We start from the raw sequence: 25,582 nt of genomic DNA, 5'->3' as shown, positions 1-25,582 counted from the left end.
GCATTTTCTCGGATCGCTATGAGCAGAAATATATTTAGGAAAATATATTAGCCCTTACCAGAATGAGACCACAGCCTGTGACCAGCGTTTTTCATCTACTTACAGAAAGCAATTAAAACGGCTTCGTCTATTCTCTTCGACCTTTTTGCAAGGTACCTTCGATCATTGAGAGATCGACGTTTCGCCTACTCATACGATGAGTATCCAAGAAATATTGCGGCCACCGTATGTACGGCGTAACAGAGTATAGTGTGAATGACACAAGCATTGTGACAATCCGGCATATATCACCTCCCGTTGCTGCACAGACTTCACTGATGCCGTTCTCACCTCAAACAATGCATGTGCTCCATATAAACATGTTGCATCAGAAGCTGATGTTGTTAGCCGATGTGCAGCATGATGTTATGGTGATGAAAATTCATGCACAGCTGGGTATCACGTGCTCTGCCGAGAATTTGCAGCACGCATTACAACACCCGCTGGTCAGTAAACGCTGCTCAAGTGTGTGATGTTCTTGGTTTATGGAGACATTGAGGACGGTCTTCAGTGAACGACGTTTAGTTCGCATCGACCCATTGATCTTCACCAATACTTTGAAGCCCGTGCTCAAGACAAAAATCTCTCATAGCAACGCCACACACACGGGATACTGCACAACCATGCACACATTCACTACGTCCCAGCCATCGAGATACTCACTCTGTGGGTCCCATGTGCAAACACATCAAGGATCAGCGCTCTGTGGCTGAGCTTCGATCGAACGGACCAAGCAATATGGGCCTTGTCGGAATCTTCACCTATTGCTCAACAAGCCGATTTGCGCATTCGCTTTAGCTAGGCATCCACATAAATTGATATGAAAGCATGCGTCGTTAGTGAAGCTCATTTGAATGTAATGCGAGACAACATCAACACCAGCTGACCACACCTCATCCTTCGCCACATATGACAGAGTCGTTACTGCCGATTGATGAAATCGAATCTCTACGGTTGGGATACGATCAAAACTAGGCTGCTCTTCCAAGGAGAGTCATGCGCCAAGTAGAGAACACTTTGTGCTGATCGCAATTCAACAATATTCTGCCAATGCAATTTCAAAACGTTTCATATAAAGGACACACTAAACTGTCGGTGCCGCTGTATCACTTGACTGTATTGTGTTCATGTGCCTGATCGTGGGCACTGGTTGACCGCCTAAGTGATACGCCCCAAACGTTGTAATTCGAGTTGTCTTGTACATTTGTCACCTGAAATAGAGTTACGAATGAAACAGTGGTGCATGTCGTATGAGCGTGCTATTAATGAAGCGATGAACTTTAATCGCGACAGCTTTTATTTTTGGTACTACGCATTTCCAATGCCATTGGCGGAGGAAGGATTGCGTGCTATCTGAAGGAAACTTCTTCGCATCCTTGAAAGCCGCCAACATATTTTGGCGGCTTTTTTATTGCCCACCCTCACTTGACCTATGCCTAAATTTTTTTCTGAGATTACATCCCATGCCACCATTTACCGATGACCTCCGCATCCGCAAGATTGAACCACTGGCACCTCCTGCACAGCTCCTCTTGCAACTCTCCTGCGATGAACAGGCGTCACTGACTGTAGCAGCCTCACGCACCGCACTGCACGATATCCTGCACGGCCACAACGACCGTTTAGCAGTGGTAATCGGCCCATGCTCAATCCATGACCCAATTGCAGCGATTGATTACGCGCAGCGTCTACGCCCATTGCGCGAGACCTATGGCGACGCACTGGAGATCATCATGCGGGTTTACTTTCAGAAACCGCGCACCACCATTGGTTGGAAGGGCTTGGTCAACGACCCGGATCTGGATGGCAGCTTCCAGATCAATAAAGGTCTGTACATCGCGCGCAACCTGCTGCGCGACATCAATCATCTGGGTTTACCGGCTGGCGTGGAATTTCTAGACACAATTTCGCCACAGTACCTGGCTGATTTAGTGGCTTGGGGCGCCATCGGTGCACGCACCACCGAGAGCCAGATACACCGTGAGATGGCTTCAGGTCTGTCGTGCCCAATTGGCTTTAAAAACAGTACCAGCGGTGATGTGAAGATTGCTGCTGACGCGATCAAGGCCGCTTCGCATCCACACCATTTCCTGTCAGTGACAAAGACGGGTATCGCCGCAGTCGTCGCCACTCAGGGTAATCCCGATTGCCACGTGATCCTGCGTGGAGGCAAGGTCCCAAACTACGACGCGAACAGTGTCGAAGCGGCCAGCCAAACATTGCTTAAATCCAAGCTACCAGTACGTCTGATGGTTGACGCGAGCCATGCTAATAGTGGCAAAAATCCAAACAATCAACCCAAGGTCATTGAGAACATCGTTGAGCAGCTCGAAGCCGGTGAACGCCGCATCGTCGGTGTGATGATCGAAAGCCACATTGTTGGTGGTCGGCAAGACTTGGTACCTGGCAGCACACTCACCTATGGGCAGAGTATTACCGATGGTTGCATCGACTGGGATACCTCAGTGGCAATGCTGGAGCAGCTCGCTCGGGCAGTGCGCATCAGGCAGACCCTACCAAGGCCCGCTACAGCTCACAAAACACCCGAAACCAACGTAACCAGATGAAACCACACACCCAACCAATGATCATCGTGTCACGCGCGTTTCGCTCCAACCATCCTCAACTCGCTTCCCTATTAGACACTTGGCAAGTCAGCTCAACCAGCAATCTCTGAAGGAATCAAGATCACCCACAGCATGACCTCTCATCCAACCACCGATGCCAGCAGGTGATGTGATGGCTCTCCCTCATTGCGGCTTGCTGCAATCAATGTTCTCAAGAGATCCCGATACGCAGTAGATACAGGACACCATGCAACATACTTGTGTCACCCAGTGGAACTCCCTCCCTTGGGCAAAGGGTGCTCCATTGAGTGCACCCTGAAAAACCACGGTACCAATCACAATAAAAACGCATTCTCTCTTGAGAATGAGACAAAAGAGAGATGACGCAATGACTTCGAGACGGAACACTGCAAACCATCGTCAGGAAACAAGTTTCCCCAGATATCCCGAGATTATGCTAAGGTCCCGACACATCATCCCTTTCTTTTTTTATTCAGAACAGATGCAGCGATACTTTCACTTCCCTAACAGAGCGATGTCGCACATTCGTATCGTAACTCTTAAATAAAAAATAATAAGATAAGAAACAAATATCGGCATGGGTAGCCACCAGGACGCCGCATCGCTCAATCAATATCAGATGACTAAAATTACACATCATCACCAGTACACGACGTTAGTAGCACATTCATGACGGATGACACCAGGGCAATAGCACCCCTGGGTAACCACATGAGCCACCAGACCAAAACACGCGTCGAAAATAGTAAAAACTGTTAACTCCGCCTGTTAAAGCAGCCAGTGAAGCAGCAGTCATCCGGGACGATCACCTAGACGCCCCTCAAACACAAAACAAGGGCCTATAGCTCAATTGGTTAGAGCAGCGGACTCATAATCCGTTGGTTGCAGGTTCAAGTCCTGCTGGGCCCACCAAACACTCAACAATGATCGTTTCGATGCAGCAATAGTCTGCAAGTACTGTATTGAAACCCGATGATCACGATCGTCAGGATGCCTTTGTAGCCCTGAAAAACCGTTATCTGTCAGACGGACTCCCAAGCCCTTTTCACTGAAACGAGATACTCCACATCGGGCGTATCACACCAAACACAAGATGACACGTGATCTGTTCGTACAACGCATACCATCCGAACGACTGGCTCTGAAGAAGGCCATGCAATGCCATCTCGCAAAGACAACCTTACCCAAGCGCCCTTGCACCCAGACAGGCGAACACAGCCATCGCTCCGATTAATCCAGATTTTTCGGAAAATATTCACTTGCAACGGTCACCCCTGAACTGACCAGGTCACACTGAAACACAGGCTTTGGCGGGCAAACACTGCGAAGACACTCGGAACAAATCGATGGTGCTACCAAGACCGTGCCCTCTTGAACCCACCTTGCTTAGGTCCTGGTTCACCACGACGCTCAAGAAGCCGAAGTTGCCTCCGATTGACATGCTTGCCTTGAATATCAACCACCCGGGACTAGCACCTAGACGAAACCATCAGCTTGAAACCAAAGGATAAAGAAAACGCTGCTTACCGTCGTGGCCACAGATTCCTTGATTGCACCATGCGCACCACCATCGAGACTGCAATACGCCCATCGCAGATGACTAACACCGCATCCTAACGATACCCATTGCCCCGAGTGTTTGGTGTATTCCATCGAAACCAAAACCACCTTTCCGCACCCGGACGAAACCACAGCCTGATTGCAGCGCCCACCCATCCAGCACTTCTCTTCGCATACCGGATGCATTGCTGCGGCACACCTGGCAAAGACACGCTCTCACCCACAGCCGTACCGCTGGCGAAACATTGAACAGCCTATGAGCTGGTCCACGAGGATTGCTGACTTCACGTCCCGCACATAAAACCGTCAGCCACATCCTGGAAGCAGATCCGAATACCTCCCAAGAGATAGACCATCAGCGAGCACACATCAATGCAACTGTTGAAAGGCTCCACATATCACCACACTGCGGATCGGTTAACAGCACCTGGCACCCGGCAAGCATCGCCGTTACGGTACACACTTGCAGCAACGATCAAACACCCATGCACGTCTCTCGCGAAGACGCAACGATGACACTTGCCATCGCAATGTACTTTGAGAACACCTTGCATTGCATTTGGGATACACGAAAGAAACGACACACCATGCCCTTTGCAAACATCCCCATGGCTGTACGACTCATCTACGCGATCTCTGCACCACGTGCAGATAAAATTTTGATGCCTCCTCTTTACGGAGACTGCGTTTTGACACTGGAGCACAATGCCAAAAATACCCTCAAAACACGCATCACCGACATACTTAGAAAATCCTCTCGCAGCATTGAAATAATGATCGATGCCACCGGAAGTGACAGCACAAAGCCAAAGAGATGATCGAAACCTAAGAGAACGCTATCCCCTGCATCAGCCTTGCACAGCGCATTGCCAAACCACTGGCAGCAACCCAACACAACAACTGCGGCATCCTGAGCAACATCGTCGTAGTCCTTGAAAACATGTGCGCTAACCGTAATCGCTGTCGTCAAAGCAGAACCGCATAGCGGCTTCACAACGCAACGTATCGATGGGCACCTGACCTCAAAGTACCTCGATCAACTCATCCTCACACCGCAAACCAAACTCTACAAAATGAGGCATTTACGCAGCACGACCCCACAACGCCGCCAACCCAGTGGCAGGCATTTCTGTTTGATCATTCGACCATTCAAGCAACAAGCATGCTAAAGCGAGGTACGAGCCGCTCATCGCAATCTTGAGGTTACCCAGCAACGTGTCGACTACCTGGAACTGAGGCACTGCACACTCACCGCCGCTGGTGACATGCTCCTCGTGTGCGACCCTTCCAGTGCTAATGGTACCGAAGCACCAAAGCCCGTCGGAGATGACGCTGGCTGATAGGACGATGCGGCTGGCAGTGCAAGATGGCAACCTCCTGCTCGGTATGTGCCTGGCGGCGCAGGCACGCGACAACGGGCTGCCCCTGGGAGTGGTTTGCACAGATGCGATGCAGGGCCCCTTGTTCTACACACTGTGGCCGGCTTTGCCGACGGAGAGGTTGCCGCCGCGGAAAGCGGAGTTGATCTCCACACGCCCGGTGAGTTCACGCCAATCCTCGCGGAGGCGTATCTCTTCCATGATTTTGTGCTGCATCGGCCAAGCGATCCGGTCGCTGACACCGTGCTGGCACATGAGGTCGAGCGCCGCAACGTTGTTCTTGACCTAGGTCAACAACTAAGCCGACAGCGGCAACTTACTGGACTCGAAGATGGTGCCGTTGATCAAGCTGCACTGCCAATAGCACCATCCGCTGCGCTCAAAGCGGCTACGAGCCGCGCCTCCGCAGACCGAACCAACGTGACATCTCCACGCCTCTCACGGCACTACGCTTCACTTCCGTATCGCTCATAGCACTCATGCAGCGACAGCCCAGGCTGAAACTGCACTTGATTCGTCTTCATGGTGCACCTCTTGGATCGGTACTGCCATGTTCGACGCTCACTGGCTCACCAGATGAGCCTGTTAAGATTGCTCGCTCATCGAGCAAAAGTATTCAGCGACTTGGATGGAGCACGCATTCCAATCAGCGGCGACTAGCAGCGTTTTCTTTATCCTTTGGTTTCAAGCTGATGGTTTCCTCTAGGTGCTAGTCCCGAGGACAGACATTCAAGCCAGGCATGTCAGAGTGCCACAGTGAACAACGACCCAAACAAGGCGAGTTCCAGCCTCCTGCACCACAAGGCCTCACTATTGAGTCAAACCGCACCTGGTGCATAGCGCTCACCCGCTCAACAAAACATCGCAAGCGACATACCGGCCTTTATCTCAGCCATTAAAACTGGCAGCCCCTCACGTCACCAGCCGCTCCAAATCACCAGCAGCGCTTTGTCCTGGTGTCTTCATCAATCCTGTCCGAATCCGAAGCCAATCATCATGACGACCTGAAGATACTTGCAACCAGACAGCCCCTTATCAGCATGTTGGACATAGAAATTGACGGTTGCATCACTTCAACCGGCGTGTGATTTCACCAGCGTGGTGTTCTGCTGGTTTAAACGGCGCACCTGCAATACAACACCGCATGCATCGATCGATAAGCAGCGAAACAAGCACGCTTGATTCCACGTGCCATCCGCACGCTGTGGCTGATACTTCACGCAATATTGGCGACTCAACCAATGCTGTTCTCAGCGTCCTCTAGGAACCTGCTACCCTGCATGAAAACCATGCGCCGCACTGTTTGCAGGATTCACCAGGAACACAGACAAACGCTGCCTGGGCCAATGCGGTCGTTTGATCTATAAATGATGACGCTGCACACGATGACGTATCGGCGTAGCGGGATACTGCAATCACGGTCATTCTCACCGGACTGGATACGCTCAGACCTCATCAGGAACGGCGGCTTTCATCCAGCCAGTCACGCGGACGTAAATAGTCAGCCAAACGTGCTTCGGCACTGCCTGGTATGGGTTGGTAACCATATTCCCAGCGTACCAACGGCGGCAGGCTGATCAAAATGCTTTCCGCACGCCCGCCACTTTGTAGGCCGAATAATGTGCCGCGGTCGAACAACAAATTGAACTCGACGTAGCGGCCACGTCGATAAAGCTGAAACGCACGCTCGCGATCGCCGTAAGGGGTGTCATGACGACGCTCCACAATCGGCAAATAAGCGTCGAGGAAGCCATCACCCACCGCACGCTGGTAAGCAAAGTCGCGCTCAAAATCCTGATCCAGGTCATCAAAGAACAATCCTCCGATGCCGCGCGTTTCATTCCGGTGACGCAGTACGAAGTATTCGTCACACCAGCGTTTATGCATTGCATAGCGTTCCTCGCCAAACGGGGCACATAGGTCATGGGCGACGCTATGCCAGTGCAATACATCTTCGTCGAACGGATAAAACGGGGTGAGGTCAAACCCGCCACCAAACCAAGCCGCAACCTGTTTCCCATCACGTTCGGCACGAAAGTAGCGCACATTGAGATGTGTCGTAGGCACGAAAGGATTGTGTGGATGGAACACCAATGACACACCGCAGGCATGCCAACTGGCACCCGCCAGTTCGGGGCGGTGCACGCTGGCCGATGGTGGTAAGTGAGTACCGGAGACATCGGAGAAGCCAATGCCTGCCTGTTCGAATACAGCACCATCGCGCAGGAGACGGGTGCGTCCACCACCACCCTCAGTACGCTGCCACTGATCTTCTTGGAAATGGGCTTGGCCGTCGATGGTCTCGACCGCCGTGCAAATGCGATCCTGCAGGGTAGTGAGATAATCGCGGACGCGGTCGAAATCGCTCATAGCAGCCTGGATGAAAGAAAAGAAGCCGTCGCGCCACGCGCACAGTGCAGGCAACCTACAACAGCTTGGACAGTGATTATGCCGTCGCACGGGCGATTGCACCCATACTGAATGCTGTCAATGTCACCAGACAGGGATGACGTCACAGTGCATCGACCCTGCTTGACACAAAAGCTCAATGCGACGCAAACCGTCACTGTACTTGTATCGGCTCACAGCACAGGCTCAATGGAACTGCGCGCGTATTTCCGGCGTCTGAAAGCGCCAGATTAACCAGCCGTGCAGTGCCACCATGGCGATTGCGGCAACCCCACCAATGCCCCATACCGCCAGCCGGGCCGTATGCAGCTGTGTGGTGATGTCCGGCGTGGTGATCATCTCCGGTGGCAGCAACATCATCACCCCATCGAATAGTGGTCCAATCAAGGGCAAGGCCGCGAGACTAACAATGGTCACGGCCAGCAGCAGAGCTATGATTCCACGCCGCGCCCATTCACGCTGATGCCACAGTCCCGAACCGACACAGACAAACAGTAATGACAGTGCACCATTGGCCAGCGAAAGTGCCAGGGTATGCCTGAACATCCAAGCAAACTGGGGCGGCATGGGTACCCCCAGTATGCCCTGCAACGTTGCAGGATCACCGTCAGGAACCAGCAAGAGGTGCACGATCGACAGCAGATTCGCCAACATGCTCGGCACACCTAAACCAAGGCACATGAAAGCCATCACTTTGACAAAGGTACGAGCGGACGCAGGAGTGGACATGGGAAGGATCCGACAATAACGCGCGGCGAATATCAAAACACTGATCGGATTGGGTTCATGGCTGCAACTGTGTTTCGAACAGTTTAAGGATGCGCTTGTATTCGTCCACCCAGGCATCGGCGTGGATGAACCCGTGGCGCTCCAGCGGATACGGGACGATCTCCCAGTTGTCTTTTCGCAACTCGATCAGCTTTTGCACCATGTCAACGGAATCCTTGAAAAATACGTTGTCGTCTATCATGCCGTGCACGATCAGCAAATGACCCTGCAAGGCCTCAACGTAATTCATCGGTGAGGAGCGTTGATACGCCTCCGGATCCAGCTCCGGAGTGTTGAGAATGTTGGACGTGTACTCGTGGTTGTATTGCATCCAGTTGCCCACCGGACGCAGTGCCGCGCCCGCTTTGAAGGTACCCGCAGCGCGGAACATCGCCATGTAGGTCATGAAGCCACCGTAAGAACCTCCATAGATGCCAGCGCGACCAAGGTCGCCCTGCTTATGGGCAACTAGCCAGTCCAAGCCGTCCAGATAGTCTTCCAATTCTGGATGGCCCATGTTGCGATAGATCGCGGTGCGCCAATGACGCCCGTAACCAGCCGAAGCACGGTAGTCGAGATCAAGCACGATGTAGCCCTTCTGCACGAGCAGGGTATGGAACATTTGCTCACGAAAGTAAGAGGTATAGCGGGCGGAAACATTCTGCAGATAACCAGCGCCATGGACGAACATGACGATTGGATAGCGCCTGTCTGGCTCCAGCGATGCTGGACCGTAGTACTTGCCCCAAATGACACCGGCGCCATGTTTAGAAGGTATCTGGACGTACTCCGGCTGGATCCACTGCTGTGCTTTGAACGTGGTACTGCGGGTATCGGTGAGCACGCGCGCTTGGCCACCTTTGGTTGATATCAACGCCAGCTGCGGTGGCAAATAGCGACCGGAATAACGCACCAGCAGCTGGCGCCCATCCGGGGAAAGGCTGAAGTCCTCCACGCCTTCCAATGCGGTCAACGTGTCGAGATGACCGCTGCCCAAATCGAGCTTGCATATCTCATAGCCACCGGGCCAGGTTGGATTACATACAAAGTAGACACTGCGCCCATCGACGCTGAGCTGCGGTGCGGACACCTCCCACTGACCAAAGGTGCGCTGTTTGGGGGTCCCTGTGCCTTCGACCGTATAGAGGTGGGAGTAACCAGATTCTTCCGACAGTAGCCACAAGGTACGGTTATCCGGTAACCAACCGAAGTCGTTGAAGTCCCAATTAATCCAAGCACTGTCATGCAGGCGGTGACGTGCATTAAGCGTGGCTTGCTCCAGGTCGACGGCAGCAATCCAACGATCTTTGTTGTCAATGGTGCGAATCTCCACTGCAACGTTGTGGCCGTCCTCACTCCAGCGAATCGCTGGCCCATTGCTATCGGCATCGTTCTCAATCCGCACTGGGCGTTCCCCTCTTAAGGGGGCTTTACCATTCGCTTTGCGCAACGCGGCTAAGGGATCATCGGTTATACCCGGCAGTGACGAGAAACTCAGCTTGTGCGCAGTACCAGCAATCACATTGATTAACCAGAGGGTATGCGGTACCGGCATGTTGCGGCCTACTCGGGTACGTACTTCTTGGAATTCCTCATAACCGGACTCCGTGACGTAACGGGGCATCTTCCCGACCTGTCCCTCGTCAACGTTCTTAGGTTTGGTGACCAACAAAAGATGCCGTCCATCAGGCGACAAGCTGCTATCAACCATCACTACCTCTTCGCCAAGGTAGACAGGGGCTGTGGCGCGGCTTGGATCCGCAGCACGCCATATTTGGTCCTGTTGTTTGAGCGCCTCGTGTTCGGCACGCTCGTTACGTAATGTGGCTAGATGCTTCAGTTGCTGATCGCGAAGCGGATCGCTCTTGGGGGCGGTATCAGGATCAGGCCCGGCGTGAATATCCGTCAGCTGCACCACGCCGCCTTGCGGCATCCAATGATACCAATCGTTGCCAACGTGCCAGATGACACCACCATCGGTAGCAAACTGGGGGCGGCCTTTGTTCTGATTACTGCGGGTCAGCTGGACCAACACACCCTTGCGCAAGTCACGCAAGAAGATATCCCCATGACGCACGAACAGCATACGCCGGCGCTGTCGGTCGTAGACGGGGTTAGGTGCATCCAGATCAGTGAGCAGAGTATCGCTCACAACATGAGCAGCGTTACTGCGTAACGGTTGGCGGTAGATCTCATGCACCGGACTGTTTTCACGCTTGCGTTCGTATTGCACTTCATGGCTATCCCACTTCCACCAAGCAACGTCGACACTGGAACCGATCCAATCAGGGTCAGCCATGATCTGTTCGATCGTCAATGGCGTGGAGGTGGTTTGGGCGGATACGCTGGCAGTCAGTAGACAGATGGACAGGAAAAACAACCGGGACATAGTCAAGGTGGCGATAGCAGAAAAACCGCAAGCGTAGCAGCGTTGGAATCTCGCTGCGGGTTCGTCCTAATCCAGCAGTTCTCATCGTTGCTTAAAAATTAAGCGATGTCGCAAATGTCGATCCTCAACTCACGCACGGACATCACCCCAGTGCACAGGGGACTACAATTCTCGCATGCGAGAATTCGATGCCAATCTGCAGATACTTCTTGTCACTATCTGATCCAATCAAACAACATCCAGATAAATCAAATTTCACACCAGGCACTGTTGTCATGCTGGGTGTCATGGGTGCACTGCGAATCACCTTGCTGGATATCGTTATGCCTGATCCAATAAAGCACTACACAAAGTTGCAGCGGCTTGAACCAGATGGAGCGGTATAGTGGATCTTGTCCGTTTGTTCTTGCGATTGAATGATGTATTTCAGGGAATCAATGACATCTGACAATAGGAATGACAAGCTGCCCTTGATCCTCAGATATTCAGGGTTGACATCATCCAACGCACTAAACGATGTCACTTCTATTCCGGAAGGCATTGTGTATGTCAGGCCATCGATCAATGCATTCATTATGGATGCTGGGTTTACGTTAGACACTGCCACCAATACGTCGACGACATAACAAGCGGTTCCTTCTACAAGGATCACTCCCACGTGAGGAACCACGTGTATGGGCACTCCAATGCATTTACTTATACCGCTTCATTGGAAAAGTCATCGACGTGTTTGAGATCACTAGCTGGGCCATCCGTCATGCGGGAAGAGTAGTAACTGTATCTATTCCAGATCGGTATAGAAGATGCAGATGCTGACGGAACATCATTGATATTTATTCATCGGACGAGTAGCAGATGCTCATTTCGTGGCAAGTACGCTTTGCTTAAGATATTAAAAAAAACGCCACATCAAGTGGCGTTTTTGTGGTGATATCCTGCGGGATTGGATAGGCCATGCGCTGCAAAGGCTATTTACTCTGTCTGCTTACGAAACCCAATCTTCTTCATGTCGGCGTTTTTAGCAGCCGCCAGCACTTTGGCGATCACTTCGTATTCTGAGTCTGGATTAGCATCAATCTGCAGTTGCGGCTGGTTGGTTGGATCTTTCTGGACTTCCTCCTCCATACGCTGTTGCAACTGGCTAACCGCAATAAGAGTGTTGTTCCAATAGACTTGGTTGCTGGCATCGATCTTCAATTCAATCGGCGGCGGCGGTTCATGATCCACCGGTGGCGGATTCAGCACGTTCTGCGGTAAATCCACGGCAATCGGATAAGTCATGATCGGCGCAGTGACGATAAAGATAATTAACAACACCAGCATCACATCCACAAGAGGAGTGACATTGATATCGGCCATCGGGCCACGGTTGCTACCACTACTGAATGCCATGGCCTACTGCCCCTTTTCTTTGGTTGCAATGAAACCAATGTCCAGAATACCTTGCCCTTGGGCGACCTTGATGATCTCGTTGATCTTGCCCATCTTAGTGGTGCGATCACCACGCAAGTTGAGAGGCGGCTGTGGGGTTTTTTGCGCAGCGACCGAAAAACGCGATTCCAATTCCTTGTCGGTGATTGGCTCGTCGTTCCAGTAAAGCGTCCCATCCTCCTTCACAGCCAAGGTGATCGGACTAGAGCGTTTTTCTTCATTGTCCTTCTTGACCAGATTAGCCTGAGGCAGTTCCACCTTAATCTTGTGAGACATCAGCGGCGCCGTAATGATGAAGATGATCAGGAGCACCAACATCACATCCACAAGTGGCGTGACGTTGATATCAGACATCGGACCACTACTGTTTCCATTACTAAAGGCCATAACGGACTCCGTCTAATAGTATTGCGATGATTGCTTGAAATCAGGTGACAGGATCAGCGTACCCGTGAGCCCGTAGCAAAGAAGTCATGCAAGTCATGTGCAAACGTATCGAATTTAGCAATCGTAGAATTATTGATCTTCGAGAAGAAGTTAAAAGCAAATACAGCCGGGATCGCAACGAATAATCCAATGGCGGTCATAATGAGTGCCTCGCCTACCGGGCCGGCGACAGCATCAATCGATGCCGAACCAGTAGCGCCGATGGTGATCAACGCATTGTAGATACCCCACACGGTACCCAGCAAACCTACGAATGGGGCGGTTGCACCCACGGTCGCCAGCAGAGTCATCCCTGATTGCAGCCTGCTACTTTCACGAGTGACGGCTTGGCGTAACGCACGATCGACGAACTCCGAAAGACTCAGCCTTTCCCCTAGGCCCGCAGCATTACCACCTTCTGTTCGCTGATGATGGGCCGCTGCTTGAGCAGCATCCAAAGCAATTTTGGAAAACGGTTCGGAAGCTGATTGTTTTTCCATCGCACGGATTGCATCTTGGGCATTTTTAGCCTTCCAGAACGCGTTAATGACCAAATAGCCTCCGCTCTTCAAGCGCACAGCACGTAAGATGTTAATCACTGTCCAGTACCACGAAAGAGCGGACATGGTGATCAGAATAATCAAGACAGCCCAGGAAACTGCAAATTCGGCCGGTGACGCAGTCATTTCGCCAATGAGGTGCCAAACGCCCATTTTTGAAAGGGCATTCGACGGATTAGAACCCCCTGCTGTGGCGACGATGAAAAGATTCTGCAACATGACACTTACCTTTTAATGTTGTTGATAGGGAAGCACAGATAACCGGGACTGGGCAGTCCAGTCCACAGCATTAGGCCTATAGTGCAAAATTGACCGGTACGCGGACACGACCAGGCGATTTCTTTCCATTGATCACGGAAGGATTAAAGTTCCATTTGGTGGCGGCCTCCATTGCAGCACGATCAAGATCCCGATTTCGGCTAGATTTCTCGACAGACACGTTAGTGACGTTTCCGTTAGCATCCACGTCAATGATTAAAACGACCTCACCTGTGATACCAGCACGCAAAGCAGCTGGTGGGTACTTTGGTGGGTTCATTTTCTTTGACGAGATATCCACGCTGGCACCAATGTCGCTCGGGGGAGCCAGCTGTGGAGGCGGCGCAGGTGGTATGACAACGTCGTTTGGACGAGGTTCGGGAACATCAACGACTGGCGCTTGTGGCGGCGGTGGCACCGGCGAAGGACGCGGTGGTGCCAGATTCTTGACCGGCAAAGGTGGCTTGTCCTGCGGCGGCGGTGGGGGCGGGGGGGGGGGAGGCACATCCACGATTGTTACCGCCGTGACGCGCTGCTTCTCGGGCGGTGCCTTGGGTGCCACTGCAGGAATCAGTAACAGCATCAAAGCAGCAAGATGTAAGGCGATTACAAAGGCAATACCAACGATACGAGGCCAATTTAAAGCATCGCTCGCATCTTCTTGGTCATGCCTATGGACAATAAGTTGTTCCGTCATGTGCCAATGGGCTCTATACAGTGGAGGCACGGACCGCTAAAGCGATCCATGAATCAAGCAGTGATTGACACCGCAGCAGTTTCTAAGCTTATACCAATAGGCGCGCTTACCACCATGTATTTTTAACTTTTCCCATAGCACGAGAGAGAACAACATTATGCCAAACCACGGAAGTTGCCGGATTTAGAGCAAGACTCTGGAACAGACAGCAACAAGCTAGATTATATGGTCAGATCTAAACACTGAACAGGATAACCTGCAGCAACGCTATATGCTTTGGCACACTGAACCTTTAACAGGTGTTTAAGTTACCGCCTGATATTGCCGTAGCGATGGTGAATTAATGGGATCACACCATTGCAATCGCAATACCTGAGCATTTTAAATGTTACGGTTGCGTTCAACAAAAACCCGAAAAACCGTAAGTAAAGTACCTGTAGCCAGGTTAAAGGCATTCACGACTAGGACTCAAGCTGATAAAGCCCATCTGCGATAACCATTAGTTAGAATGACGCTCCTAAGCGACTACAACATCTGTTGGAAAGCATGGCCCGCTTTGGTTACTGGATGTTGATAATTTTCTTGGCTTCTTCTTGCTTTTTTATCCCCTTGACCAATGCTTGCTGAGCGGCCTGTTTCGCTTCAGCAGTGCGGCCATGTTGGAACAAGACTTTAGCTAAGTTGAGATATGTCTCACCATCTTTAGATAATGGAGCAGCTTTCTGCCAATTCTGGATCGCTTGCGTGATCTGATCTGTATAGTAATAAGACTGCGCCAACGCAAGATAGGTTTGATAGTCTGGTTTTAAGATCCCTTTGTGGATTCCCTCGTTAATGACAGCGATAACATCCTTTTCTTTGTTGTCCGTATTGGCGTAAATCGAGTACAACTGTTTGTATTCGCGTTCTTCGGTAAGCTTACCCGTGGTGCGCAACTGTTCCAGTACGGCTGCCGCTTTGTCCATTTGATCGGCTTGCATGTATATGCTTGCCAAATTGATCTTGACCTTCTTATCGTTCGGTGCTTTAGCGGCCAGTGTCTCAGCCATGGCGATGGCTTCACCTGTCTGTCCGGCCTCCGAATAGGTAGCTATTAACAACTGTTCCCAGCTCGCTTTCGGTTCAGGAGAAGTGGCAATTGCCTGTTTAATAAATGGGATCGCTTCGCGGTACTTCTCTGCCTGATACAAGGCTTGACCCTTGAGAATCAGGTCCTCAGGACGCTTTGATTGGGTTTCAACCAAGTACTTATCAAGTGTTGCCAAGCCCTCAGAATATTTTCCTTCCTGCAGTTGTAACTGGGCAAGTAGTAGCAGCGACTGGTAGTGGTTGTTATTGTCCAAACCATTAAAAGCGATCGCTTGCTTCAAGTAATGCTGTGCAGCGACTAAATCTTCAACCTTATAGGCAGTCTGCGCAGCAAGTTGCGCGGCTAACGATTTATCAGCCTCATTAGCATTACTGTTGGCCAAAATCTCATCAGCCTGTGCACGTACCGCAACATCATCTTGGCCCTTGTTGTAGGCATCTACTAGTTTCTGTAGGTAACCCGCCAATCTAGATGAAGTTTTAATCTTGGGTTCCTGACGCGTGGCCTGGGGATAGAGGTTCTCAGGGTTACCCTTCTTATCAACATAATGGCTCAAAGACGTATTGTTGGACTGCACCGTTGCATGCACAGCGATTGCGTTCCCCAGGAACATAGGAATAAACAAGGACAACAGGTCTTTCTTGTAGTTCAGCCGTTTCACTCTAACCTCATTAGTCTGTGTAATAGAAAAAATTTATATGCCAATATTCAGATGCTCAATCTGTTTGAAATCGAACATTGGTTTTTTATGCTGTAGGACTGCAATGCGGCACACGTCCAGACTCACGCGCTTGCGCATACACCGATGCTAATATTGTGCTCTGCTGCTCCAATTGACGGATACGATTGGTCGGATCTGGGTGAGTAGACAACCACTGTGGGGCTCTCTGACCTGCAATAGCCAACATGTTCTTCCAAAGATGGACTGCTTCGACTGGATCAAAGCCAGCCTGCGCCATGAGACGCTGACCAACAACATCGGCCTCACGCTCCTGAGTACGCGAGCCTGGCAACAGAAACGCAGCTTGTGCAGTCAAGCCACCAATCTGGTTAACCGCAGTGGCAGCGCTGTCTCCGTAAGCAGTACCTGCCAGTACACCAAGTAGCCCTAAGCCGGCCTGAGTACCCAGCTGCCAAGTAATACGCTCCTCATGATGACGGGAGACAACGTGGCCAATTTCGTGCCCCAACACTGCCGCCAGTTGTTCTTGATTTTTCGCCGCACGGAAGATTCCAGTATTGACCCCAACCTTACCACCCGGTAGCGCAAAGGCATTCGGTTCATCATTAATAAATAATGCAGTCTCCCACTTTGTTTGTCGCCACTGCAACGGCAGTTCTGCGACCAAAGCATCAACCACGCAACGTACGTAAGCATTCTGACGTACATTGCCACTGATTTTTTCCTTGGCCTTCGTCTGGGAAAACGCCTGCTCACCGAGCTGATCGAGCTGGCGTTGCGAGACACCACCGAAAACTTGATGTCGACCAGTTGGAGAGATATCAGTCGAACAAGCACAAAGTAACAGTGCCGTTATCAAGCAAAACACTAGTTTTTTCATCGATTGCCGACTCCTACAAGAGTTGCAAGCATTTGTTAAATAAGTTTAATTTTGAGTAAGAATTATTGAATTCCCCAAAAATACAATCCAATGAGTGCACAAATATTGTTAAAGCCATGGGTTACGATCGAAGCCCACAAACTGCCAGTGCGCCAGTACACCCAGCCAAAAGCCGCACCCAAGATCATATAAACCAACCACAGGTAAAGAACCGCCAGCCAGCTATTGCTACTCAACCCTGGAATTTCGTGCAAAAAGGCAAACGCTAAACTACTTAAAGTGATGCCTAATACTGGCCGATCGGCAACCAAGAAACGACTCAACAACACACGCCGAAACAATAATTCCTCATAGGCTGGCACCAACAATACGACGAACAACACAACGAATAACGGCCAGCGCACTAAACCTTCTTGTATCAATGCTTGGTTACTAGGCACGATCCGAATGCCCAATTGTTCAGCTAGCACTCCAGACAGAACACTGAACAGAAACGTTAAGAGAGCAACACCGATAATCCAATTCCAAGTAAACGTTCGGCACAACGCCAAGCGTGCATGATAACGTTCATCAACAGTGGCGGGGCAGCGCCAAAAATACAACAACAACGCCGTACCCCCAATGGCGATCAGCGCCACCAACATTTGTACCAACACATCAGGCTGGCCAATCAAAACAGAAATTGATTGCGAGTCCAGCTTCTGGGTTTGCTGTTGTACGTGCATTGTAAGCATCACGCCGCGGTATGTAGCCCACAGCAACATCACAGCAGTGCTGATCAACACTATCGTGACGAAACTCAGCAGTACATCAATACCAAAAGGGATCAGTACAGCTGACAAACGCGTGATACGGTGAGTCGACGTAGTTGCTGGAGAAAACAGATTAGACATAGCATCGTTTTCTGATAGAACAGCAACAGCTATCCGTGCGTAATAACATTAAATATCCAAATGGGTGACTTTCAATGCATTGTCCTCAATAAAGTCACGGCGTGGCTCAACAACATCGCCCATCAGGGTGCTGAAGATTTGGTCGGCAGCTATAGCATCTTCAATGCAGACTTGCAAAAGACGGCGGGTATCCGGATTCACCGTAGTATCCCATAGCTGCTCTGGATTCATTTCACCCAGACCCTTAAAGCGCTGGATTTGGCGACCTTTCTTCGCCTCCTCAAGCAACCAGGCTTGAGCATCACCAAAACACTCAATTGATTGCGATTTGTTACCACGAACGATTTTGGCGCCGTTGCGAATTAATCCGTGCAGCAACTTGGCAGCCTCGTACAATGGACGTAACTCGCCAGTCTCTAACACGGACAATTGCAACACTTGGATCAGCTCCTCACCCATGTGATAGCGAGTTGCCAATAATGCTGCAGAGTGTTGTTCATCAGCAGCCTGCATTTTCAGAATGTAACGCGGAGTACCCAAGCTGGCCCGGTTCAAGCGTGCCATAAGAAACCGCAGATGGTCGTCGTTAGTGTAGGACTGAAAATAAGTCGAATCCAAGGGGACAAATTCAAGCAACGCTTCCAGTAGGCGGGAGTCATAACGATGCGAATGACGAGCGATAGTATCTTTAGCGGCAATGTATGTAATCAGCAATTTCTCCAACGCCACACCCTCAATTGGTGGTTCGCCTTCAGCAGGGAATAACTGCGCTCCATCAATCGCACTATTCGCCAAATAAACATTCAGTGCGATATCGTCCTTTAAATAGAGCTCACTCTTACCTTGTTTTAGTTTGTACAAGGGTGGTAAGCCAATGTAGACATGACCACGTTCAATCAGTTCTGGCATTTGCCGGTAAAAAAAGGTCAGCAATAAAGTACGAATATGCGAACCATCCACATCAGCATCGGTCATGATAATGATACGATGATAACGCAGCTTATCTGGGTTGTATTCGTCCTTACCAATGCCTGTTCCAAGGGCTGTGATCAGTGTGCCGACCTCGGCACTCGCTAGCATACGGTCAAAACGTACACGTTCAACGTTAAGAATCTTACCTCGGAGCGGTAATACTGCTTGATTTTTACGGTTGCGCCCCTGCTTGGCAGAACCACCAGCAGAATCGCCTTCAACAATAAACAGCTCTGACATCGCAGGGTCTTTCTCTTGGCAATCAGCCAATTTGCCTGGCAAACCGGCGATATCAAGCGCACCCTTACGACGAGTTAGGTCACGCGCTTTACGAGCAGCCTCGCGAGCACGAGCAGCATCGACAATCTTTCCAGTAATGGCACGTGCTTCGTTAGGATTCTCTTGTAAGAATTCCTCCAAACGCAGGCCGAAGGTGGCTTCCACTGCCGGCTTGACGTCGGAGCTCACCAACTTCTCCTTAGTTTGGGAAGAAAAACTAGGATCAGGGACTTTTACCGATAACACCGCAATCATCCCTTCACGCATGTCATCACCAGACAAAGTAATCTTGGCTTGTCTAGCAATCCCGTTGTGCTCGATATAATTACCCAACGTACGAGTCAACGCAGCACGGAAGCCAGCGAGGTGAGTACCACCATCTTTTTGCGGGATGTTATTTGTAAAACAATACATCGTTTCTTGATACGCATCCGTCCATTGCAAAGCCACATCCACAGCAATACCGTTGTGTTCACCTGTGACTGAAATTACGTTCGGATGCAACGGAGTCTTCAATTGAGCCAAATGTTCAACAAAGCTACGAATACCACCCTCATAGTGGAAATCGTCACGCCGACCCTCACCACGTTCATCAATCAAGCTAATCTTGACCCCAGAATTGAGAAACGATAACTCACGCAGACGTCTTGCAAGATTCTCGTAATGGAACTCCACATCACTGAAAATCTCTTTTGCCGGCTTAAAACGCAGCGTAGTACCACGTTTGGCTGATACCTCTAGTTGTTTGAGAGGATATCGCGGCTCGCCCAAAGCATATTCCTGTTGGTAGTGGTAACCATCACGCCAAATATCCAGCCATAATCGTTCGGAGAGGGCGTTGACCACTGACACCCCCACCCCATGCAAACCACCAGAAACCTTATAACTATTGTCATCAAACTTACCACCGGCATGTAAAACCGTCAGAATCACCTCAGCGGCTGAAACACCCTCTTCTTTATGAATATCTACTGGAATACCTCGTCCGTTATCCGAAATCGAAACTGATCCGTCAACATGAATCTTGACTAGAATGTTATCGGCATGACCAGCCAATGCCTCATCCACCGAGTTATCGACAACTTCAAATACCATGTGGTGCAAACCAGTACCGTCATGGACATCTCCGATATACATCCCAGGACGCTTGCGAACAGCATCCAGTCCACGCAGTACTGTAATTTTACTTGAGTCATATGCACTGCCATTACTAAGCAGCGGGGCATTCTGTTTTTCAGTCATGCGTTTTTCATTGGCTCCATGTCAATTATGGCAAACTTCAGGTGTACTAAACTGCTAAAAAAGAGAAGAAGATAACCTTGAAATTATAAATTCTTCGTGGAATTTCAGGGAGTACAACACAAAGAATATTGATTCAATTCAAGAAAAATAACACCTTAACATCCTCAAGAACAATCCCGAAAAACTCAAACCATTATTCTAATATCCACTTATGACGGTTTACTCTCAATTTGCATCCCACATCCCAAACTGGAGAAATTTATCTACCCATCTCTTCCAAGCTGAGAAAAAAGCCCTTTAACTAAAGAAAATGTTTAACTTAACCTTATCAATGTTGTGTAATCGACAAACCAACTTCAACATATAACACCACAACAATAATTAGGTTAGATATTGACACGCAGCGCATGCATTAGATCAACCAAAATCGCAACGTATTTAGATAGAAAGAATCCATTAACTCTGGCGAATATATGCACAAAAAAATTCGCCTTAATATCAATATTTCTTTTAAAAAGCCCTTAAAACTATCAAACAGTTGTCACCCAATCCCCCAAAAAATCGCCTCAGAATCTCCGCGTGACGACGCCGTGTTCCACGTGAAACATCGCACTCCCTGGAAAATCCAGTTTAAATCCTTGCGGAACTTCATTCCCCGTGATTAATACCTGCGCTGGGATTTCAGCTAATATCTCCAACACGCGCCCCTGATGTTGATGATCTAACTCTGAAGCCAAATCATCTAAAGCAATAACAGGCCATTCACCACGTTGATCAAAAAAATCCTGCGCCTGAGCTAGTAAGCACATCAAAGTTAGAAGTTTTCCTTGTCCACGAGACAAAACATCAACTCCAGGAATACTGACAAACAATGGAGTCCAATCCGCACGATGTGGCCCTAATGAAGTATAACCATACTGACAGTCACGTTCACGCGCCATAAACAAGGCATCAATCAAAGGTAATTCATGGCGACGCCACCCATGATTAAAGCTGAAATTATGTATTTTTAGATCAGGCACTACTCGTAAAATCAAAGGGGTTACTCGTTCCTTTAATCTCTCTAAATATTGAAGACGGCGAAAAGTCAATTGTTCACCGACTTCACTCATTTTTTGATCCCAAGCATCTAACATCGCTGGTTCTATTTTCTGCTTGAGTAAAGAATTACGCTGTTTAAGGACATGCGTATAACAACGCCATAACTCTAAAAAATCGGGTTCCACGTGGAACAATCCCCAGTCCAAGAACCGACGGCGTAAGTCAGCATTACCGTTAATCAACGGGTAACTACTTGCTTCAAAAGTAATCACTGCCAATGCAGCACATAAAGTAGCCAAGTGCATTATCTTTTGGCCATCTAAACGTCCTGTCCATTCTTGTCCATAGTGACACAAACCTGCACGACGCCGACGCGCATTAATTGCGACCGTCTCTTGCCACTCCATAAAAATTTCTAGATTTTCAGAGCCATGTCGGATCAAACCATCACGAACTCTGCCACGGAAGCTACGCCCGTAACCCATTAAATGTACAGCTTCAAGCACACTGGTCTTACCTGAACCATTCTTACCAATAAAAAGATTCAATCCAGGTAACGGAAATAAATCAATCGCATTAAAACAGCGAAAATGACGTAATACAATATGAGTGATGTGCATCAGATTCACTGACACAATAGTATGCCCAACGAAACAACGCAGAGTGGGCAATATGATCAGGATATTAAGAATATGAAAATAATGATACTTAGAAAAAGTAAAAGAAAACCCATCAGCATCAATTAATAAATATTATTCACAAAGGACTAAAGAGCAAATCACATTAATATCATAAAATACCCCCCCCCCCTCAAAAATATTTAAGATTTCTTGGGCAAATTTTTGAAAGGTCCAAACAATTAACAAAAAAAGCTTAAATAAAACCTTTCAAGATAATTTCACCTTTACGCTACCCTGCAAAATCAATAAAAAACATGAATTCCATGAGAATCTGATTTAACAAATAGACTTAATTTGCAATTGATTGACGATTATCAAGATAAAACTACATGAAGTGATCAATAACCTGCATATCCACGTTTTGGACCTCGAATTTTACTTCATACTACATGGTTACAAACTATAAGCTCTATTTGAGTAATACTCTGAAGGAGAACTCAATAAAAAATGAAGATCTATATAAAAAGTTCGTATCAATCTTTCATCATTTTCAGTGAATAATAAATACATATGAAATTAATGATTCAAATCAAGATATTTATTATCCATTTAACTTAAAATTCAATATCTCGACAAAAAGTGCCCGACACTTATCAGGCGTACTTATATTCAATTTCAAAAAAATCACAATCGTAATGGCATCACTACTTGAAGTGACTTTTCACTTTTAACTTCATGAATTAAAGCAGAAGAGCTTGAGTCACGTAGTTTAATAATAACAAATTCATCACGCAATGCTGACAAAGCATCCAATAAATAGTTTACATTAAAACCAATTGCTAAGCCATCGACAGTAGTTTGGGCCTCAATTTCTTCTTGTGCCTCTTCTTGCTCTGGATTATGTGCATTAATTTTTAACTGCCCTGGTGAAACTTCAATACGCACACCACGATATTTTTCATTAGATAAAATTGCCGCACGTTGAAGAGCTGCACGTAAAACTTCACGATCAACTTTTACCTCACGATCAGCACCGATTGGTATTACACCTTCATAATCTGGAAAACGACCATCAATTAATTTTGAAGTAAACGTTACGTCAAAACATTTTACTCGAAGATGATTACGAGCAATTTCTAATTCAATTTGGCGATCGCCACCCTCCAACAAACGTTGTAATTCAATTACACCTTTACGCGGCAGAATAATCTGGCGTTTAAAATGTTTACCTTCTTTACCTTGTTCCAGTTCAGTTTCACACAGCGCTAAACGATGACCGTCAGTAGCTACACAACGTAATGCAGTATCACGTAAATCAAACAATAAACCATTTAAGTAATAGCGTACATCTTGTTGAGCCATGGCAAAAGCAGTACGTTCAATCAATTCCTTCAATAAAACTTCAGCAATAATAATATGTTCCGTTGCTTCTACTTTATCTATAAAAGGAAAGTCATTAGCTGGCAGGGTAGTCAACGTAAACCGACTCCGACCCGCTTGTAAACTAATCTTGTTGTCCGATTGAGATACAGTTACTTCACTACCTTCTGGTAAAGCTCGAACAATATCAAAAAGTTTACGCGCTGGGATAGTAATTTCCCCCTTCTCTGCATCTTCAATTATTATTCGTGAAATCATTTCAACTTCAAGATCGGTGCCAGTTAACGATAATTTATCTTCATCCACTTGTATTAGAAGATTAGCCAAAATAGAACGTGTTTGACGTCGTTCTACCACGTTTACAACGTGAGTTAATGGTTTTAGGAAAGTTTCGCGCTGTAATGTAAAACGCATCTGATTCCGTGCCTCTATGCTTTTTAGTAAATATATAAGCTATGTGGTGGTGGTGTTAGACTTTTGTGTGGGAAACGTATCTAACGTGTTGTTTAGTTTGTTCTTTTTCTCCGTCATAAATTCTTGGTCATCATGTTTAGATGATTTGGAGAATTTGTGGATAAATTTCTATATACAATCTATATCTTCTTTTATCCACAAGCTTTTACATCTCTTAAGAAAGACCATTCATTTTTGTAAATGGTGATCAAATATAGGGTTGAAAGCGCATTTATTCACTAAACTTACGTATAAGTTTGTCCCAGTCATCTCGTAATTTAGTTTCAGTTTCCATCAATAACTTGATTTGACGGCAAGCATGTAAAACCGTTGTATGGTCTCTACCAGCAAAAGCATCTCCAATTTCAGGTAAGCTATGTTCAGTCAGCTCTTTTGCTAATGCCATTGCCACCTGTCTTGGGCGTGCTAATGAACGAGTACGACGTTTTGAAAGTAAATCTTTGATCTGTAAACCATAATAGTCAGCTACGGTCTTTTGAATATTAGGGATTCCAATTGTTTGCTGCTGTGCACGTAATAAATCTCTCAAAGTTTCTTGTGAGAATTCAATAGTTACAGCACGCCCTGTAAAGTTTGCACGTGCCACCAAGGTATTTAATGCACCTTCTAAATCACGGACATTACTATGCATTTTTTTTGCAATTAAGAATGCAACTTCATCTGGGATTGTAGCACCACGTTCGCGTGCTTTAGCCAATACAATTGCTGCTCGAGTTTCAAAGTCAGGAGGATCAATAGCTACGGAAAGCCCCCAAGCTAAACGCGATTTCAATCGTGGCTCTAAACCATTTACTTCTCTGGGATAACGATCACACGTTAGGATAATTTGTTGTTTTCCGTCGAACAAGGCATTAAAAGTATGGAAGAATTCTTCTTGGGTACGATCTTTGCCAGCGAAGAATTGGATATCATCAATCAGCAGTGCGTCAATTTGGTGGAACTGACGTTTAAACTGGTCCATACTTTTATCCTGTAGAGCTCTTATCATGGCGCTAAAAAACTGTTCAGAACGGAGATACATTACTTTAGAAATCGGATTTATCTGCCTCATTACATTACCTGCAGCAAACATCAAGTGAGTTTTACCCAAACCAGTGCCGCCATAGAGTAATAATGGATTGTGAGTACGGTCTCCCGGCTTTTGTGCAGCTTGCCAAGCCGCAGCGCGAGCGAGTTGATTGCTTCGACCTTCAACAAAATTGTCAAAATTATAATGTGTGTCCAGGTTCCCATTAAATGGTACTGTCGAAGAGACACGGTCTGTAGTTTCTACGGGTAGTTCTGTTGTTTTAGGCCGTGAACCAATCGCCAGCACTACCTCACCAATGCCTGCAAAATAAGATAACAATTCGCGAAGACGTGCTAGGTATCGTTCTTGTACTAGTTCAATAACAAAAGGGTTGGGTGCGTAAAGGACCACACTGTCGCCACGTTGGTCAGCCTGTAAAGGTCTCAACCAAGTATGAACGTCTTCTGGTGGGAATTCAGTTTCAAGACGCTCCAGGCAACGGGACCAAGCTTCCAT

The 25,582-nt window shown here is 48.2% G+C and carries 20 protein-coding genes and 1 tRNA gene; 4 read left to right on the top strand and 17 right to left on the bottom strand.

The genetic code is table 11. From position 1 onward, the window contains the following. The first annotated feature begins 1,267 nt into the window (after window positions 1-1,267). The 4 genes from PLS229_RS12370 (at window position 1,268) to PLS229_RS11840 (ending at window position 5,005) form a co-directional block, all read left to right on the top strand. A complete protein-coding gene (locus tag PLS229_RS12370; RefSeq protein ID WP_267903164.1) occupies window positions 1,268-1,396 on the top strand; it encodes a hypothetical protein in 129 nt (42 codons plus the stop codon). Window positions 1,397-1,502: 106 nt separating this feature from the next. Further along, window positions 1,503-2,606, top strand: coding sequence for a 3-deoxy-7-phosphoheptulonate synthase (locus tag PLS229_RS00100; protein WP_038269598.1), 1,104 nt, complete (start codon window positions 1,503-1,505; stop codon window positions 2,604-2,606). Between the two features lie 856 nt (window positions 2,607-3,462). Continuing rightward, window positions 3,463-3,539, top strand: a tRNA-Ile gene (locus PLS229_RS00095). Between the two features lie 1,133 nt (window positions 3,540-4,672). After that, on the top strand, window positions 4,673-5,005 hold the full coding sequence (locus tag PLS229_RS11840; protein ID WP_038269601.1) for a hypothetical protein: 333 nt from the start codon (window positions 4,673-4,675) through the stop codon (window positions 5,003-5,005). Window positions 5,006-5,269: 264 nt separating this feature from the next. Here PLS229_RS11840 and PLS229_RS00085 read toward each other — a convergent pair whose 3' ends face one another. From PLS229_RS00085 to dnaA, 17 genes are all read right to left on the bottom strand, one after another. After that, complete coding sequence (locus PLS229_RS00085) at window positions 5,270-5,629, bottom strand: hypothetical protein (RefSeq protein ID WP_152536554.1); 360 nt, start codon at window positions 5,627-5,629, stop codon at window positions 5,270-5,272. Window positions 5,630-5,653: 24 nt separating this feature from the next. Beyond that, window positions 5,654-5,821 carry a hypothetical protein gene (locus tag PLS229_RS00080; protein ID WP_160165102.1) on the bottom strand — a complete coding sequence of 56 codons (168 nt, stop codon included), beginning with the start codon at window positions 5,819-5,821 and terminating at the stop codon, window positions 5,654-5,656. Window positions 5,822-7,021: 1,200 nt separating this feature from the next. After that, window positions 7,022-7,936 (bottom strand): oxygen-dependent coproporphyrinogen oxidase, encoded by a 915-nt coding sequence (gene hemF / locus PLS229_RS00075; protein ID WP_038269604.1) that lies wholly within the window; start codon window positions 7,934-7,936, stop codon window positions 7,022-7,024. A gap of 225 nt (window positions 7,937-8,161) precedes the next feature. After that, window positions 8,162-8,704 (bottom strand): hypothetical protein, encoded by a 543-nt coding sequence (locus tag PLS229_RS00070; RefSeq protein ID WP_038269606.1) that lies wholly within the window; start codon window positions 8,702-8,704, stop codon window positions 8,162-8,164. Window positions 8,705-8,759: 55 nt separating this feature from the next. Beyond that, window positions 8,760-11,132: a S9 family peptidase gene (locus tag PLS229_RS00065; protein WP_038269608.1), complete on the bottom strand. Its 2,373-nt coding sequence runs from the start codon at window positions 11,130-11,132 to the stop codon at window positions 8,760-8,762. A gap of 343 nt (window positions 11,133-11,475) precedes the next feature. Further along, complete coding sequence (locus PLS229_RS00060; RefSeq protein ID WP_038269609.1) at window positions 11,476-11,706, bottom strand: hypothetical protein; 231 nt, start codon at window positions 11,704-11,706, stop codon at window positions 11,476-11,478. A gap of 398 nt (window positions 11,707-12,104) precedes the next feature. Further along, entirely contained in the window at window positions 12,105-12,524 is a 420-nt protein-coding gene (locus PLS229_RS00055; protein ID WP_038269611.1) for an ExbD/TolR family protein, read from the bottom strand. Between the two features lie 3 nt (window positions 12,525-12,527). Further along, window positions 12,528-12,950, bottom strand: coding sequence for an ExbD/TolR family protein (locus PLS229_RS00050; protein WP_038269613.1), 423 nt, complete (start codon window positions 12,948-12,950; stop codon window positions 12,528-12,530). A gap of 53 nt (window positions 12,951-13,003) precedes the next feature. Further along, the gene (exbB, locus tag PLS229_RS00045) at window positions 13,004-13,768 is read right to left on the bottom strand and encodes a TonB-system energizer ExbB (protein WP_038269615.1); all 765 of its coding nucleotides are present in this window, start codon (window positions 13,766-13,768) and stop codon (window positions 13,004-13,006) included. Between the two features lie 76 nt (window positions 13,769-13,844). Further along, on the bottom strand, window positions 13,845-14,504 hold the full coding sequence (locus PLS229_RS00040; protein WP_171898037.1) for an energy transducer TonB: 660 nt from the start codon (window positions 14,502-14,504) through the stop codon (window positions 13,845-13,847). Window positions 14,505-15,064: 560 nt separating this feature from the next. Continuing rightward, window positions 15,065-16,255 carry a tetratricopeptide repeat protein gene (locus tag PLS229_RS00035; protein WP_038269617.1) on the bottom strand — a complete coding sequence of 397 codons (1,191 nt, stop codon included), beginning with the start codon at window positions 16,253-16,255 and terminating at the stop codon, window positions 15,065-15,067. An 85-nt stretch (window positions 16,256-16,340) separates the two neighbouring features. Then, entirely contained in the window at window positions 16,341-17,156 is an 816-nt protein-coding gene (locus PLS229_RS00030) for a M48 family metallopeptidase (protein WP_038269619.1), read from the bottom strand. A gap of 62 nt (window positions 17,157-17,218) precedes the next feature. Next, entirely contained in the window at window positions 17,219-18,049 is an 831-nt protein-coding gene (locus PLS229_RS00025; protein WP_081755380.1) for a CPBP family intramembrane glutamic endopeptidase, read from the bottom strand. Between the two features lie 48 nt (window positions 18,050-18,097). Beyond that, window positions 18,098-20,542, bottom strand: coding sequence for a DNA topoisomerase (ATP-hydrolyzing) subunit B (gyrB, locus tag PLS229_RS00020; protein ID WP_038269621.1), 2,445 nt, complete (start codon window positions 20,540-20,542; stop codon window positions 18,098-18,100). A gap of 566 nt (window positions 20,543-21,108) precedes the next feature. Continuing rightward, window positions 21,109-22,203: a DNA replication/repair protein RecF gene (gene recF / locus PLS229_RS00015; protein WP_038269623.1), complete on the bottom strand. Its 1,095-nt coding sequence runs from the start codon at window positions 22,201-22,203 to the stop codon at window positions 21,109-21,111. Between the two features lie 684 nt (window positions 22,204-22,887). Then, the gene (gene dnaN, locus PLS229_RS00010; protein ID WP_038269626.1) at window positions 22,888-23,997 is read right to left on the bottom strand and encodes a DNA polymerase III subunit beta; all 1,110 of its coding nucleotides are present in this window, start codon (window positions 23,995-23,997) and stop codon (window positions 22,888-22,890) included. A 271-nt stretch (window positions 23,998-24,268) separates the two neighbouring features. Then, window positions 24,269-25,582 carry a chromosomal replication initiator protein DnaA gene (dnaA, locus tag PLS229_RS00005; protein WP_038269883.1) on the bottom strand — a complete coding sequence of 438 codons (1,314 nt, stop codon included), beginning with the start codon at window positions 25,580-25,582 and terminating at the stop codon, window positions 24,269-24,271.

Origin of the sequence: Xylella taiwanensis (assembly GCF_013177435.1) — a bacterium.
In the GTDB taxonomy this organism is placed as follows: domain Bacteria; phylum Pseudomonadota; class Gammaproteobacteria; order Xanthomonadales; family Xanthomonadaceae; genus Xylella; species Xylella taiwanensis.
This window is presented reverse-complemented; position numbering and strand designations above follow the sequence as displayed.